14 protein-coding genes are annotated in these 14,486 nt (G+C 62.6%); 9 read left to right on the forward strand and 5 right to left on the reverse strand.

Translation table 11 applies throughout. The features are described 5' to 3' along the window. Nucleotides 1–118: 118 nt before the first annotated feature. From HEP69_RS18775 to HEP69_RS18800, 6 genes are all read left to right on the forward strand, one after another. The gene (locus HEP69_RS18775; RefSeq protein ID WP_290560032.1) at nt 119–607 is read left to right on the forward strand and encodes a MarR family transcriptional regulator; all 489 of its coding nucleotides are present in this window, start codon (nt 119–121) and stop codon (nt 605–607) included. A gap of 475 nt (nt 608–1,082) precedes the next feature. Further along, nucleotides 1,083–1,289: a hypothetical protein gene (locus HEP69_RS18780; protein WP_290560033.1), complete on the forward strand. Its 207-nt coding sequence runs from the start codon at nt 1,083–1,085 to the stop codon at nt 1,287–1,289. Nucleotide 1,290: 1 nt separating this feature from the next. Beyond that, a complete protein-coding gene (locus HEP69_RS18785; protein WP_290560034.1) occupies nt 1,291–1,935 on the forward strand; it encodes a MotA/TolQ/ExbB proton channel family protein in 645 nt (214 codons plus the stop codon). Further along, the gene (locus HEP69_RS18790; protein WP_290560035.1) at nt 1,935–2,312 is read left to right on the forward strand and encodes a biopolymer transporter ExbD; all 378 of its coding nucleotides are present in this window, start codon (nt 1,935–1,937) and stop codon (nt 2,310–2,312) included. The genes HEP69_RS18785 and HEP69_RS18790 overlap by 1 nt, the downstream gene beginning before the upstream one ends. 4 nt (nt 2,313–2,316) lie before the next feature. Continuing rightward, complete coding sequence (locus HEP69_RS18795) at nt 2,317–2,697, forward strand: biopolymer transporter ExbD (protein WP_290560036.1); 381 nt, start codon at nt 2,317–2,319, stop codon at nt 2,695–2,697. Then, the gene (locus tag HEP69_RS18800; RefSeq protein WP_290560037.1) at nt 2,694–3,506 is read left to right on the forward strand and encodes a TonB family protein; all 813 of its coding nucleotides are present in this window, start codon (nt 2,694–2,696) and stop codon (nt 3,504–3,506) included. Before HEP69_RS18795 ends, HEP69_RS18800 begins: the two co-directional genes overlap by 4 nt. Nucleotides 3,507–4,366: 860 nt before the next feature. On the opposite strand, the gene HEP69_RS18805 is transcribed toward HEP69_RS18800, so the two are convergent. The 4 genes from HEP69_RS18805 to HEP69_RS18820 all read right to left on the reverse strand — a co-directional run bounded on the left by HEP69_RS18805 (nt 4,367) and on the right by HEP69_RS18820 (nt 8,871). Further along, nucleotides 4,367–4,969 (reverse strand): SMC-Scp complex subunit ScpB, encoded by a 603-nt coding sequence (locus HEP69_RS18805; protein ID WP_290560038.1) that lies wholly within the window; start codon nt 4,967–4,969, stop codon nt 4,367–4,369. Further along, on the reverse strand, nt 4,966–5,928 hold the full coding sequence (locus HEP69_RS18810) for a DUF1403 family protein (RefSeq protein ID WP_290560039.1): 963 nt from the start codon (nt 5,926–5,928) through the stop codon (nt 4,966–4,968). Before HEP69_RS18810 ends, HEP69_RS18805 begins: the two co-directional genes overlap by 4 nt. Nucleotides 5,929–6,166: 238 nt before the next feature. Continuing rightward, nucleotides 6,167–7,477, reverse strand: coding sequence for a cyclopropane-fatty-acyl-phospholipid synthase family protein (locus HEP69_RS18815; RefSeq protein ID WP_290560040.1), 1,311 nt, complete (start codon nt 7,475–7,477; stop codon nt 6,167–6,169). Nucleotides 7,478–7,533: 56 nt separating this feature from the next. Then, on the reverse strand, nt 7,534–8,871 hold the full coding sequence (locus HEP69_RS18820) for an FAD-dependent oxidoreductase (RefSeq protein ID WP_290560041.1): 1,338 nt from the start codon (nt 8,869–8,871) through the stop codon (nt 7,534–7,536). A 489-nt stretch (nt 8,872–9,360) separates the two neighbouring features. On the opposite strand from HEP69_RS18820, the gene HEP69_RS18825 reads away from it, so the two are divergent. Next, on the forward strand, nt 9,361–10,143 hold the full coding sequence (locus HEP69_RS18825; protein ID WP_290560042.1) for a UDP-2,3-diacylglucosamine diphosphatase: 783 nt from the start codon (nt 9,361–9,363) through the stop codon (nt 10,141–10,143). Further along, entirely contained in the window at nt 10,140–11,162 is a 1,023-nt protein-coding gene (locus tag HEP69_RS18830) for a glycosyltransferase family 1 protein (protein WP_290560043.1), read from the forward strand. Before HEP69_RS18825 ends, HEP69_RS18830 begins: the two co-directional genes overlap by 4 nt. 35 nt (nt 11,163–11,197) lie before the next feature. Here HEP69_RS18830 and HEP69_RS18835 read toward each other — a convergent pair whose 3' ends face one another. Next, nucleotides 11,198–12,706, reverse strand: a complete 1,509-nt coding sequence (locus HEP69_RS18835; RefSeq protein WP_290560044.1) for a hypothetical protein — start codon at nt 12,704–12,706, stop codon at nt 11,198–11,200. 396 nt (nt 12,707–13,102) lie between these two features. Between HEP69_RS18835 and HEP69_RS18840 the strand changes: the two genes are divergently transcribed. After that, nucleotides 13,103–14,191, forward strand: coding sequence for a cyclic nucleotide-binding domain-containing protein (locus tag HEP69_RS18840; RefSeq protein WP_290560045.1), 1,089 nt, complete (start codon nt 13,103–13,105; stop codon nt 14,189–14,191). Nucleotides 14,192–14,486 lie beyond the last annotated feature (295 nt).

Below are 14,486 nucleotides of genomic sequence, written 5' to 3' on the forward strand. Positions count from 1 at the left end.
CCATGGCGTGCTCTAAAGAACCGGGAACGATTATATCGTGGACGATTTCTCGACTAGCTTGACCTCGACCCTGGAGTCAAGCAAATATATCGCGCACGATATAAATAGAGGAGGTGCCATGCCGAGAGAGATTGATCGGGTCCGGGTTCAGGATATGTTTTGTCACGCCGTCTACAGTGCGACGCATGTCATCAATCAGACATACGCGCCGTTGCTCAAACCTCTGGGGCTGACCTATCCGCAATATATTACGCTGCTGATCCTGGAGGAGGAGGATGGGTTGACCGTCGGCCAGGTCTCCGACCGGCTCAAGATGGCGACGAGCACCGTGACCCCTTTGCTCAAGCGGCTTGAAGGACTGGGGCACCTGGAAAGGCGCAGGCAAAAGGACGACGAAAGAAAGGTTCTGGTGTTTCTGACCGCGTCGGGACGAACCCTTCTGAGAAAGGCGCCTGCACTTACGGAATGCATGATCGGAAACACGATGCTGCCCGAAGACGATCTCGGGCATCTGGTCAGCCTGTTGCGCAGGCTCTCGCAAAACCTTGAAGCAGGCGCGCCGCACGGTAAGCCGACGCCCGCCGTCCCCGGTCGCCGGACCCGGTAAGACCCGCATGGCCGCATCAGACGGATATGTTGAGAGAGGCAAGCGGGCGCGACACCCCAGGCCAGGGACCAACAAGACCGGCAATGGTAAAGTCGGGAAGAGTGCCGAAAAACACGGTTTCCGCGGATTGAAGCGCGGATGTCAGACCAGAGACTGACGACACATGCCTCCAGCCGCGGCAAGGCATTCCACCAAGGGCGTGCCTGTCTTGGGCGCGCGGCGCTGGGACACTGCCCTGAGCGTGCGCTGGGTGAGGTCGGTCTCTGGGCGATGTGTTGCGCGGATCATCAATCCTGGTGTCGTCTTCCAGCGGCCTCAGGTCGTTAGGGGCAAGAGCAGTCCTTTTGCGCCGCGCTAGGGTCACCCATGGGCATTGGCGGATCGGGGACTTGCAAATGCGGGACGGCTAGGGTCTTTGGCCCATATGCGACGCATGGAAAGGACATGCCTGCCTTGCGGGGGAAGGACGCAACAGATGCTGGAACGTGATCAGGTGTTGACCCGGGGGATCGCCGATACCGCCATGGGGTGTTTCGGCACGATTGACCCGCTCCGGCATCGTTGCCAAGAGGTGGCGCCGATCCATGGCCTGCGGGTTCAGGTGGTGCCCAAATGGGCGGGGCGGATCAACGCCCTGACCGAAGCCCGCAGTATCGCTGACCTTGACACGCCGGGGCCGTAGGATGAACCAAACTCTTTCGTCGATGCAAGACGTGTTGAACACAGGCGGTCCTGCGCTTTGGGCCATTGCCGCGTTGTCGGTGATCACGCTGGCCCTGATCCTGTGGAAGCTTTGGAGGATCCTGTCGGCCGGTGTGTGGTCAACCGGGCAGGCCGAAGCCCGTATCGCCGCGGCCGAACAGGGCGGCGGCGTGGTCTTGCAGACGGCGGGGCGAAACCTGCATACGCGATTCGTGGCCGGGGTCATCCGCGCGCTTGATCTGCCGGAGGAGGTGGCCCAGGATGAGGTCACACGGCTGGCACACCGCGAACTGGGGCGGCTCAGAACCGGGCTCAGACCGCTTGAATTGATCGTGACGATTGCGCCGCTGATCGGCCTCTTGGGCACCGTTCTGGGAATGATTGAGGCGTTTCAGGCGCTTGAGACAAGCGGCGGCCGGGCTGATCCGGCGGTCCTGGCCGGTGGGATTTGGGAGGCGCTTTTGACCACGGCGGCGGGCATGGCGGTGGCGATTCCGGCGGCGATCGCGCTGAGCTGGTTCGAGAGTATCGCCGACCGCGCTCAGGCCGAGATGGAGGACGCGGCGACGCGCCTCTTTGTCGCCCGCAAGCTGGCCCTTGGCGTGGATCACGGCGGGGCCGGGTGATGTTCCAGTTCGCCCCGCCCCGGCGCAGCCGCCGTCCCAGCCTGACACCGATGATCGACGTGGTGTTCCTGCTTTTGGTGTTTTTCATGCTGGCGTCGCAATTCGGGCGCGATGCCGCGCTGCCGCTGACCATCGGCGCGCCCGGCCTGGCCTATGACGGCCCGCCCCGGCTGGTGCAGATCGGTACGGACAGCGTGTCTCTGAACGGTGCTCCCCTTGCCGAAGACGCGCTGGCCGCCGCGCTGGTGCCGCTCACTGCGTCGCGGGATGATATCGTCGTGCTGCGGGCGGATGACACCGCGTCGTTGCAGCGTCTGATCGATATCGCCGAGCTGTTGCGCGCGGCCGGTTTTGCTCAGATCGCAATTGTGGAGTAGGCCCGTGCGATTTGCTTCCCCCCGCAAGCCGCGCCCGTCAGAGGCCATCGTGCCGATGATCAACATCGTCTTTCTGTTGCTGATCTTTTTCATGATGACGGCACGGATCGCGCCGCCACCCCCCTTTGACTTGACGTTGCCCGATACAGACCGCGAGACCGATCTGGAGGAGACGGCGACGCTCTATGTCTCGGCCGAGGGGCTGGCGGGGTTCGGAGGGGTTACCGGCGATGCCGCCTGGGCGCGGCTGGCCGCCGCCCCGGTCTCCGGTTCACTGACCGTGCGGGCCGACGCGGCACTGCCCGCCAAGGAGCTTGCCTCGATCCTGACCCGCCTGGCGCAGGCCGGGATCGAAGCGGTGGAGCTTGCGGTGGCCGCGCCATGAACCAGGCGGTAGAGTTCAGCCTGTTTCTGGGTCTCGCTGTTGCCGCGCATCTGATGCTGGTGCCCCAGACCCGGGATGGGTCGGTGCCGTCCGAGGGTGGTGGCGGTGACGGGTCGGTCGTCTTGATGCCCAGCACGCCGACTTTGTCCCAACTGGTGGCAGAGTGGACCCGCCCGCCGGACGTTGCCCAGGACGTGGCGATGTCCGTGCCGGACCGGCCCGCGCGGGATCTTGCCCGTCCGCAACCGATCTCACCTCCCGCGTTGGCGCCACGGATGCTGACGCCTGTCCTGCCCGCGCCCGAGCGGCAGGCGACCGCGCTGCCCAGGGTCGATCCGACCCCGCCTGCTCCGCCGCGCGCCGCCTCCGATCCGACCCCGCGACCTCAGACCCGGCCAGAGCGCGCGGCCCCGCAGCCGACCTCTGCGTCGCGGTCACAGGCGCGAGAAACGGCGGCAGGTCAGGGGCGGCGGCAAAGCGCCGGCAGCACGCAGACCGCGGCGGACCCTTCGACCAGTGTGGCGACGCAGACGGCGGCATTGTCGCAATGGGGCGCGCGGATCCGCGGCTCTATCGAGCGGCGCAAGCGGTATCCTTCGGGCACGCGCGCCAACGGAACGGTCACGTTGGCGATTGCGGTGCAGAGCGCGGGGCGCGTGTCGTCGGTGGCGGTTGCACGATCGTCCGGGCATGCGGCGCTTGACCGCGCGGCCCTCACCGCGGTTCAGCGCGCGCGGATCCCGGCAGCGCCCAGCGGTGTGGCCCCGGGGATCCACAGTTTCGTGCTGCGTGTGTCTTTCGCGCGCTAGACGAGGTGCGGAACCGCAAAGGGGGCCACTCTGCCCTCACTTCGTGGAACTGGCCGTCAGCGGCGCCGTGACCGGAAACCTGACCGGAGCCGCGCATGACGAAATCTCATCCACGGCAAAGAAGTCTCGTTTGTCTCACGGATCAAACTCTGGCCACCCTGGGGCATCCGTCAAGCACGCCCACCGATGCGACCACCATCATGCGGCGTTTTCGCCGACACTGGTGACCGAGCGGCATTCGGGCGTGGTGGTCGTTTGGGGGTTACCGCCTTCGCGGTCGCCCAGGGGCGGAGCCATCCGTTGAATTCGCTTCTGCCTGCACAACAGGGCGCATCGGACCTGTTGGTTGGGCGGAACGCAACGGCCTTCATGCTGGGGCTGGGCCTTTCGGTTTTGGCGGTGCCGGCGTTTCAGGACGGATGCGCGCCGGACAGATCATCGTTGCCGGGTTGCTTGGCACGGCTATGGTTCTGTCCGCAGTTGTCATTTTCGATGCGATAACTGCGTGGTTCATCCAGCGATTTGCGCTGATATCCAGGCGGGCAAAAATACAACCCGATCAGTTCGCGCCGTCCGATCTGCCGCGAATTGCACGCGCCGCGCCGCGTCTTGTGTGTGTGTCGCGGTCACGTATGCGGGTATGTTTGTGGCGTGGCTGTTCTTGGGCATCCTTCTCGATCTCAGGGACCGATGGTCGGTCGCCGTGGCATGTCTGTTCACAACAGCTCTCTCCTCTGCGGCTCGGCTGATGACCCCGGCGCCCATTGGCGCCGTCGGTGCCTGCATCTCAACCGGACCCGGCTGGGCCGCCTTTGCAGGTTGGCGGTACCGGAATGACCGGGGGGCGCTTGGCCGGATGCTCAGTCGTCGCTCTGCGCGCCCAGTTCCGGCAATTCCCGCAGGCTGCCCAGATCGAAGGTGGCAAGAAAAGCGTCGGTCGTCACAAAGGTCTGCGGCGCACCGGGTCGGGGGGATCGCGGGCCTGTCGTGATCAGTTCCTTGAACCGCAGCCGCGCCAACAGATCGCGACTGACCCCCTGCCCGAAAATGGCGGCAAGGCCCGCCCGGTCGATTGGCTGATGGTAGGCAACAGCACAGAGCACGGCCATCTCCATCTCGGTAAAGGAATGTGAACCCGCTCCGCGATCGGTGGCCGCCGCAATCGCGTCGGCATAGTGCGGTTTCGTCCGAAACATCCAACCGCCCGCAACGGCGACCAACTCATAGGGTCGGCCCGTCAGTTCGGCCTGGATGTCGTCGATCAGCATCTCAATCGATGCCCCCTGCCCCGCCAGCTCCACCAGATCGTCGTGACCCATCGGCGTGGCGCTGGCAAAGAGCACGGCCTCGATACGTCCCATCCAGGTCCGCCACCGCAATTCAGGCGGAAGATCCGCCAACTCCCGATCCAGGATCGCGCGCTCCCCCGGCTGAGAACCTCCGCTCTTGCGTGCTTGGCTCATGACGCGATCCCGTAAAGCCGAAAGGTTGATCGACCGGTAAGCTCCCGGGCGACACCCAGTTCGACCAGACGGTCGCAAAGACGGCGCGCCGACCGGTCGGTCATTGCAATGTTGGTGCCCCGGATGCGCGGCGACAGCATCGAGGATGGCGCCACCGCATCCTCCGACAAAAACAGCTCTACCGCTGCGCCGGATCCTTTTGCGCGCAGCTTTGGCGTGATCGCCCGCAGGGCGGATGCGCGACGCGACAAATCCCTGGCCAGGCCAACCGCGTCGTGAACGGCACTCAGAACATGGCCCTGTGCCAGGATACCGGCGCCCTCGGCCCCGGTCACAAGGTCTCGCAGAGCTGCCTTGGTCAGCCGCCGTGCCGTCAGCGGCAGCAGCGTTTTCCATCGCAGCGCGCGCGCAAGAACGATGTCCGAGGCCAGGCACGCCAGCCGCTCGGCCCGGCTGTCTTGGGTCAGAACGGCGTGCAGGGCCCAGGCGCATCCCGCAAGCGGCCCATGCGTGTCGGCACGCGCGTTGGCCAGATCCAGCAAGGGCGCATGGGTCGGCATCCCGTCTCCTCCGACAAGCGCATCCAGTTTGGACTGCCAATCAGGCCGGTCCAGACGCAACCGGCACACCCCCCGCCAGAACGCCAGCAGGTCACCATCGGGGCCACGCGCGTCTCCGGGCGGTGTAAGGTGGAACGCATCGCGGATGTCGGCTTCACGCGCCAGTCGGCCCTCCAGTTTCGAGGTGGCCGTCGCAGCGCTGAGCGCCGCACGGTGTCCAAGCAGTGCCAGCGGCACGCCTTGCGCCGGGTCGTTGATCAACGTGTCCAGCACGGTCAGTGCGACGCCGGACCGGAAGGCCACTTCGGATGCGGATTTCGCCGGCGCCGCTGTCACCCAGGGCGGCAGCTTTGGCAAGCTCAAGGACTTGGCGGGCAAGGGTGCGAATGGATCTGTCATGGTCAGGAGTGTTGTGGATCGCGGCGCTTTTGTCCATCATCTGTGCGCAAAACCGCCCTGTGCGCGCCTCTCGGATGGAGCCCAACAACCGCTGCCGGGCCATGGCAGCCAACACCATGTGCCTTGGTCCCTGGGCGCCGCTGTGGGCGCGGTTATCCCGGACAGGTTTGTCATGGATGCGATCCTGTGCACCTTTTTTCTGAGGTGGGGTTGGGCGGTGAGCCGCACCGCCAGCGGCCTATCGCGGCTTGCCGGGACCGCGTTCGTACACCACGTGGCGCACATCGATATTGCCCGCCGTGAACCCGGCCTCGCAATAATGCAGGTAATAGCGCCACAGTCGCTGGAAACGATCATCGAACCCCATCGGCGCGATGATGTCCCATTTTGCCAAGAAAGCCTCGCGCCACGCGCGCAGGGTGCGCGCATAGTCACGTCCGAAAACCCGTTCCTCCACCAGATCCAGACCGACAGCCGTGCCAAGGTCGCGCAGATGCGTGGGGGTCGGCAGCATGCCACCGGGAAAAACGCATTGCTGAATAAAGTCCGTGCCGCGCCGATAGGGCTCAAAATACTGCTCCTGGATGGTGATCGCCTGAAGCCCGGCCCGGCCGCCGGGCTTGAGCCGCCGGTTCAGCATCTCAAAATAGCCGGGCCAGAACGCCTCGCCGACGGCCTCGAACATCTCGATCGACACGATCCGGTCGAACGTGCCAGTCTCGTCCCGGTAGTCCTGGAACACGATCTCGACCTGATCGCTCAGGCCCTGACGCTCCATCCGCGCCGTGGCATAGTCCACTTGCTCCTGACTGATGGTGAGACCGCGCACATGGGCCCCGCGCTCTGTTGCCAGATACTCTGCAAAGCCGCCCCAGCCACAGCCGATCTCCAGCACTGTGTCGCCCGCAGCGATCCCTGTTGCATCCGCAAGCGCGTGGTATTTGGCCCGCTGCGCGCTTTCGAGATCGGGCGCGCCGGTCTGATAGAGCGCCGAGGAATAGGTCATCGACGGATCCAGCCACACCTCGTAAAAGGAGTTGCCCAGATCGTAATGCGCCGCGATATTGCGCTGTGCCTGGAATTTGGTGTTGCGGTTCAGCCAGTGCCTGACCCGCAGGACCAAACGGGCGATGGGATTGCTGTCGATCCTGTCGTGGATGATCTGCGCGTTATGACAAAACAGCTCCAGAAACCGGGTGACATCGGTCGACGACCAGTGGCCGTCGAGAAAGCCGTCCGCAACGCCGATATCGCCGTTGCGAATAACGCCGCCGATAAAGTCATAGGAGTGGATCTGAATATCCGCGATGGGGTCTTTGGTCTTGCCCTCGATCCGAAACCGCTCGCCACTGGGCAGCGAAATCGCCAGCGTGCCGTGTTCCAGGCCAATCACAAACCCCAGCATCCGGCGGACAGCGCGCGGTAACGGTCGGGTCAACCCGGAAAAATTCTTTTTTGTCAGATGGGTGTAGTCGGTCAGCGGCACTGTTTGCGGGTTTTGACCGGGCCTGTCTGGCAGGTCGGTATCTGCCGTTGTCTCACTGCTCATGCCCATGTGCTCCTCAGCTGTCTGTCCGGTTGGTTCGGGGTCGTCTTTCAGGCGCTTCAACGGGCCATGCTGCATGCTTGGGCGACCGGTCGATGCTGCTCGACCACGGGGTCTGATGCGGACACACGCCAGGGCACACCGGCGCCGAAGGCTTGGGCGGCCTCCAATCCGGATCGCAATCCGTCTTCGTGAAAGCCATAGCCCGTCCAGGCCCCGGCAAACCAGATCCGGCCTGTCCCCTGAACGTCAGGCAGCCGTTTTCTGGCCTCCAGCGCTGCGGCATCGAACTGAGGATGATCGTATACTGTGCGCAAAAACACCTTGTCTGGGTCCGGGGGGCTGGCGGGGTTGAGGGTGATGAACAGTGGAGTGGCCTTGTCGATGTTTTGCAGCTTGTTCATCCAGTAAGACACAGACACGCCGACACGTGTCTTTGCCGAGCGACCCGAAGAGATATAGTTCCAGGCGGCCCAGACCTTTTTGCGTTTGGGCATCAGGGCCTCATCGCGGTGCAGATAGACATCGTTCGGCCGGTATCTGATATCGGCCAGAATGGATCCTTCGGCATCGGAGGCATCGCCCAACATCCCCAGCGTTTGATCGGAATGCGCCGCCATAATGGCATAGTCGAACCGCCGCGTCTCACCCGTGGCGTCTGTCACCTGCACGGCGTCGGCGACCCGCCGGACCTGCGTCACTTGTCGGCCCAGCAGCATACGATCACCCAGCGGCTGGGTCAGTTTCCGCACGTAATTGCGACTGCCTCCTGAGACGGTGCGCCACTCGGGTGGGCGCAGATCCAGCAGCCGGTGATTTGCAAAGAACCGGACAAAGCTTTGGGCCGGAAACGCCATGATATCCGCATCCGGTGTCGACCAGATGGCCGCCCCCATAGGAACCAGATAGTCTTCGACAAAGCTGGTGGGATAGCGTTTGGCGGCCAGGTACTGGGCCAGCGAAAGACCCGACAATGCGCCGCTTTCAAGATCCGCCAATGCGGTTTTGTTGAACCGCAAAATCGCGCGCAACATCGACAGGAAGCGGGGCGAGACAAGATTCTTGCGCTGCGCGAACAGCGCGTCAAGGGTGTCGCCGCACCACTCCAGCGCGCCGTCACCGACAGACACGCCAAAGCTCATATCGCTCCACTCGGTCGCCACGCCCAGATGATCGAACAACGCCGTCAGGTCGGGATAGTTGCGCCCGTTATAGACGATAAACCCGGTATCGACGGTAATCGGTGTTGTACCATGGGTGATATCGACGCTTGCCGAATGGCCTCCTGGTCTCAGCCGTTTCTCATAAAGAGTGACCTTGTGGTCGGTGAACGAGTGCAAGGCCCAGGCCGCCGCATTACCGGATATTCCCGATCCAATAACCGCGATGGAAGCCATATACTCTCGTTTCTCAGCAAGATGCGTCAGGTCGCTCGCGCAGTATTGCCGAGGGTCTTGGGCGCTTCAAGGGGGCTTGCGCGTGGTGTGGTGGCCGATACCGCCGTCAGTCGCGAAACCAGGCTTGTCAGGCAGTGGCATACCGTCCTTGCAGCGTGCATTCCGCCTGGGACGCGACCTTATCGGCGGGGCGCGCGAACCGGTCCCGCGCCCTTGCCCCGGTGGATCGACGCACGCGGCCTTACCCGAGATCAGGACGGTGTAAGCATCTGAGATGCCTCACTTTCGCCACACACTGGTCGGTATTCGCGCTATCCATGACCGGCGCGGTCCTTTACGGTTGAGGCGAGCGAACACATGGTTCAAACACACGCAGGATAGTCGGCATGGTTGTCATCCATCTTCTTTGCAAGCCCGCAAACCTGTAACCGGTCCAAGGACGCACTCGCCATAGATAGCTCGTCATCACCTGCTGGGTCTGGGCCGGAGATGTACCGAACCCTGTTCTTGTCCGATATCCATCTGGGCAAGCACCATTGCCATGCCGACCTGCTGCTGGAGTTCCTGCATCATCACGAGGCCGAAACGATTTATCTGGTTGGCGATGTGTTCGATGTCTGGTGCCTGCGCAAAAAGATGTATTGGCCCCCGTCCCATGACCAGGTGTTCCGGCATCTTGTGAGGCGCGCCGAAACCGGGACGCGGGTGATCTATCTGCCCGGCAACCACGATGATATTCTGCGCCGATCCCGCAATCTGTCCTTTGGGCCGATCGAATTCACCGACAGTGCCGAACACCGCTGCGCCGATGGGCGGCGATACTTGGTCATCCACGGCGATCAGTATGATGTGGTGCTCCAAAAGGCCAATTGGCTTGGTCCCATCGGCGACTGGTTCTACGATGTCGTGCTGACGGCGAACAAAGGGCTCGGTGCGCTTTGGCGCCGCACAGGGCGGACCCCGGCCTGGTCGCTGAGCGCGATTGCAAAGCAGATGGTCAAGAGAACCGTGAACTACGCCAGCCATTTCGAGGATGTTGTCGTCGCCGAGCTGGAGGCCAAGCGGCTGGACGGGATCATCTGCGGACATGTGCATCATGCCGAGGATGGCGACATGCGCGGGTTTCACTATGTCAATACCGGCGACTGGGTCGAAAGCTGCACGGCGGTTGTCGAACACTACGATGGTCGGCTGGAAATCCTCACCTGGTCGGATGCTGTGCAGAGCCGTGCGGCAACGGCCGCGATAGCCGCCAAACAGGCTGCCGAATGACATCGGTTCTGTTCGTCACCGATGCCTGGAGACCGCAGATCAACGGCGTCATGCGTACGTTGGAACACACGATCCAGGCGCTTGAGCGGATCGGCATCAGATCCGAGGTTCTTGGCCCGGACGGATTTACCACCCTCCCCTGCCCGACCTATCCCGATATCCGGTTGGCTTTGACCACGCGGCGCAGGCTCAGCCGGATGATCGCCGAGGCCGACTGTGCCCATGTGCATATCGCGACCGAAGGGCCGCTGGGCCTTTTGGCGGGATCGGCCCGTCGTCGCCATGGCCAGACCTATACAACCAGCTATCACACGCGGTTTCCCGAATACATCGCGGCGCGCGCCCCTGTTCCTGTGGCGCCTCTTTACGCGTGGCTGCGGCGGTTTCACAACCGTGGCTCGGGCTGCATGGTCGCCACCGAGAGCCTTCATAGCGATCTGGCCGGGCGCGGCTTTCGCAACCTGATGCGGTGGCCGCGCGGGGTCGACACGGACCTTTTCCGCCCGATGGCCGAAACCGGGCTCTTCGCGGATCTGCCGCGACCGATCTGGCTGAACGTGGGCCGGGTGGCGGTGGAAAAGAACCTGCCTGCGTTTCTGGGCCTCGATCTGCCGGGCACCAAGGTTGTGGTCGGAGACGGACCGCACCTGCCACAGCTGCGGCGCAGATACCCCCAGACGCGTTTCGTCGGTGCAAAATCGGGGGCAGAGCTTGCCCGCCATTACGCCGCTGCGGATGTGTTTGTCTTCCCCTCGCGCACCGACACGTTCGGGATGGTCATGCTTGAGGCGCTGGCAGCCGGTCTGCCGGTGGCGGCGTTCCCGGTGATGGGTCCGCGCGATGTGATCGCACATGGTCGGACGGGTATGCTGTCAGAGGATCTGGGGGCCGCCGCGCTGGCCGCGCGCGATCTGTCACGGGCCGAGTGCCGGACAGTCGCCGAGAGCCGTGGATGGTCAGCCTGTACCGAGCAGTTCGTGCAAAACCTGTCCAGAGCCGAACCGGCAACGGTTGCCTGACATTGGTTGCGCGTCTCCGAACGCCCGGGCCGGGGCTATGCCCGCGCGCGCTCGAACATGTCGGTCGGCCTGCCGTTTTCGTCCGTAACGACAAGAGGTTCGAAATCCGCACGGAACCGTTCGGGCATGGCATGCAACGGGCGATAGGCCAGCCGCCGCGCATCGGTCATCGCCGAATAGGTCAATGCAGGCTCTTGCCACGATTGCCGCATCTGCGCCACGCTGCCCAGCCCGATCCGCGGACCGAAGCGGTGCAAGGGCCGCACCAGAGACAGCGCCGTCAATTCAGCCGACATCGACTTGCGCCAGTGCCAGGCATGGCGCAGCACATGCCGTGTCAGCGCCATTTTACGGCCGCGCATCCCAAGCAGGTCGCGCAGGAAGGCGGCAACATGCGCGACCGGCTCTTGCGGCCATTCGACCAGTTTCTGGCCGTCCATATCGCTGAGCAGGACATTGGGCATGATCCGGCCCTCCCCCAGCGCCTGGTCGAAATAGGGCGTGCCCACAATCGGAATGGTGACCGACACCAATCCCGGCAAGGGCATCCGGTGATCGTTCAGCAATACCTCGATCTGGGCCTCGACCTCGGCTGTGGTTTGCTGGGCAAAATCAAAGATCAAACCATAGTCGAACTGGATTCCGTGGTTGGCACAGGCATCCGACAGCGACAGCGGGTCTGACGCAAGGCTCTGTTTCTTGTTAAAGCTTTGCAACACAACCGGGTCGAGGGATTCGACCCCCGAAAACAACCCCATGCACCCGTTTTCCGCCACCAGCTTGAGATTGTTGGGCCGCTTGAAGAAATCGCCGGTTACCAGCGCGCCCCATCCGCGAAACTGTCCGGCGCGCCAGCGTTCGCCCAGCAGCTTGACGCGATGCTCAAAGCTTTTGCGGTTGCTGCCGAAAAAGTTGTTGTCGAGCACCATAACAGCTTTGACCTTGCCCATCGCATCCAGTTGCCCGGCGATAGATGTATCGGAATGGGCCACATAGGCGCGGTTTTCGCCCGATAGCGAACAGAACGAGCAGGCGAAATTGCAGTTCTTCGTCGTCTCGACAAATCCCAAACCCATCTTGGGCCTGGTCATGTCGTAGCGCGGTGCGCCAGAGGGCGCAGCGGCTGCCTTGCCAAAGACCGCTTCGATCACCGAGGTGATCTCATCGACATCGCCCATGCAGGCATAGTCGAAAACGGCCTCGCAGATCGTTGGCAGCGCGCGCGGGATCGGGCCGCCGATGACGGTGACCACCTTTGGATTGGCGTTGCGAAAATACGCAGACAGTTGCCGCGCGCGATCAAAGCATGCGGTCAGCCCGGTAAAAACGACCATATCCGGCCATTCAAACTGTTTGGCGTTCAGAAACGCGCCGTGAAACGCTTCGTCCCAGACCCGGATGTCACAATGGTCCTGATCGAAATACCCGGCCAGAAAATAAGGCGCCATGGCGCGCGGCACGAAAAGCCGCGTCGGCGTGGCCATACGCCAGGGATCAAAATAGGCATTGATCACTAGGATCCGGTGCTTTCGACGACCGCTCACGGGATTATCCTCATTCAGTGCGCCGTTTGCCCGACCAATCCGACGATATCGGAAACCCTCGCCAAGACGGATCAACGCGTGCCCCCACACAGGCGGCACTCTGCCGTCCGGGCAAGGACTGTTCAACCCGTTAACGAAACATCGCGCGCGCCTATTTGCCCGTGACAAACCGGTTCAGAGCGACGCTCTGCGTCCTGCCATGCCTCCGGTGCAGGATGTGCCGCGTTCAAACAATGGATCCGCACTCAAGCCGACAAAAACCGACACCACGACCAAAACCGGTCGCCTGCCGGAAATGCGGGCATATTCAGCCGTACCGTGGTTGTGAAAACTCAGCGAATGCCTTTAGTTAGGGCACACTCGGCCATCCCTTATCCACTAATCGAGCATCCAATCATGGACACAAGCCTTCGCGATCACTTGCTGAGCAATGTTGCGTTTCAGAAACTGGCCGAGGCGTCGCTGGATGCGGTGGTTGCAGCGTCTCGGGAAATGGATCTGGATGCCGGTCAGGTCATCTTGAAAGAGGGTGAGCACGACAGCGACCTTGTTCTGATCCTGTCCGGCACCGCGCGGGCGTTTCGGGTGGACAACGACGGCCACGAGGTCGAGCTGAACGAGATCCAGGCGGGCGATTGCATCGGAGAGCTGTCCCTGCTGGATGAGGGGCGCCGCACCGCCTCGGTCAAGGCGCTGACGGATTGCTCGATCATTCGCGTCCATGTGGATCAGCTCACCGATCTGTCGGTGGTCGGCGATCTCAAGGCGGCGCTGGCCACGATTGTGGTGCGGCGTGTGCGCTTGCTGAGCGATGAGATGTTGGCCAGCATGCGTGCGCAACTCGAAGCGCGAACCCTCCAAAATCAGTTCGGCTATTTCCTGATTTTCACCATCGCGATCTTCATCATCTCGACCTCGATCTTCTATCTCGTGGCCGAAGACTATGTCGAAGATGTCTATGATCCGGGGTTTTCGTGGCAGACGGTGCTGCTTTTTGCGGTGCCTTGCCTTTTTATCATTCGCGTTCTCAAGATCCCGCTGCACGATCTGGGCATCAAACGCGACGGCTTATGGACATCTGTCTGGCAGGCTCTGGCCTTTTGCGTCGTGCTGTCGTCTCCGGCCCTGATTTACATGCTGTTCTTCCGCGAACCGGTCGCGGCCGAAGATCGTCCGGTGCAGATCACGACGATATTCCTGGCACAGTACTTTCTGCACACGGTCGTGCAGGAGATTGGCGCACGCGGTCTGATCCAAGGGCTTTTTGTGAAATTCCTGGATGACCAGAAAGGACACCGGGCCGTTTTGTTGTCCAGCACGATCTTTGCGTCCTTGCATGTGACACTTGGGCTGGACGCGGTGATCCTCACCTTCTTTGCAGGCATTGTTTTCGGCTATGCGTATCATTTCCAAAAAAACCTCGCCGGGGTCATAATTATTCACTACTGGTTTGGTGTTCTTGCGGCCTCTCTCGTTGCTCTTTAGGCGCGCTCATATCAAACTGTGGCGGCGTCACATGCAATGCTTTAACGATCTGCAAGGGATTTCCGCCTGTGGATGACGATCTATGACCGGGCTTCAGGCTGACCCGAACCAGGCGCCCGTGGCCCTGTGGGCGGCGCGGCGCGATCTGGCCGAAGATGCGGCATTTGCGGTAACCCCGTCGGATCGCCGCCCCGCCTGGGTGCGATGCACCGATCTTTGGTTTATACAAGGTAGGGTCTCGCTGCGTGCAAGCGGCGCGTCCCTGACACACCATTCGGCGCCCTGCCGTCGGCCC

Origin of the sequence: Aestuariivita sp. (assembly GCF_021404545.1) — a bacterium.
Taxonomy (GTDB): Bacteria; Pseudomonadota; Alphaproteobacteria; order Rhodobacterales; family Rhodobacteraceae; genus Aestuariivita.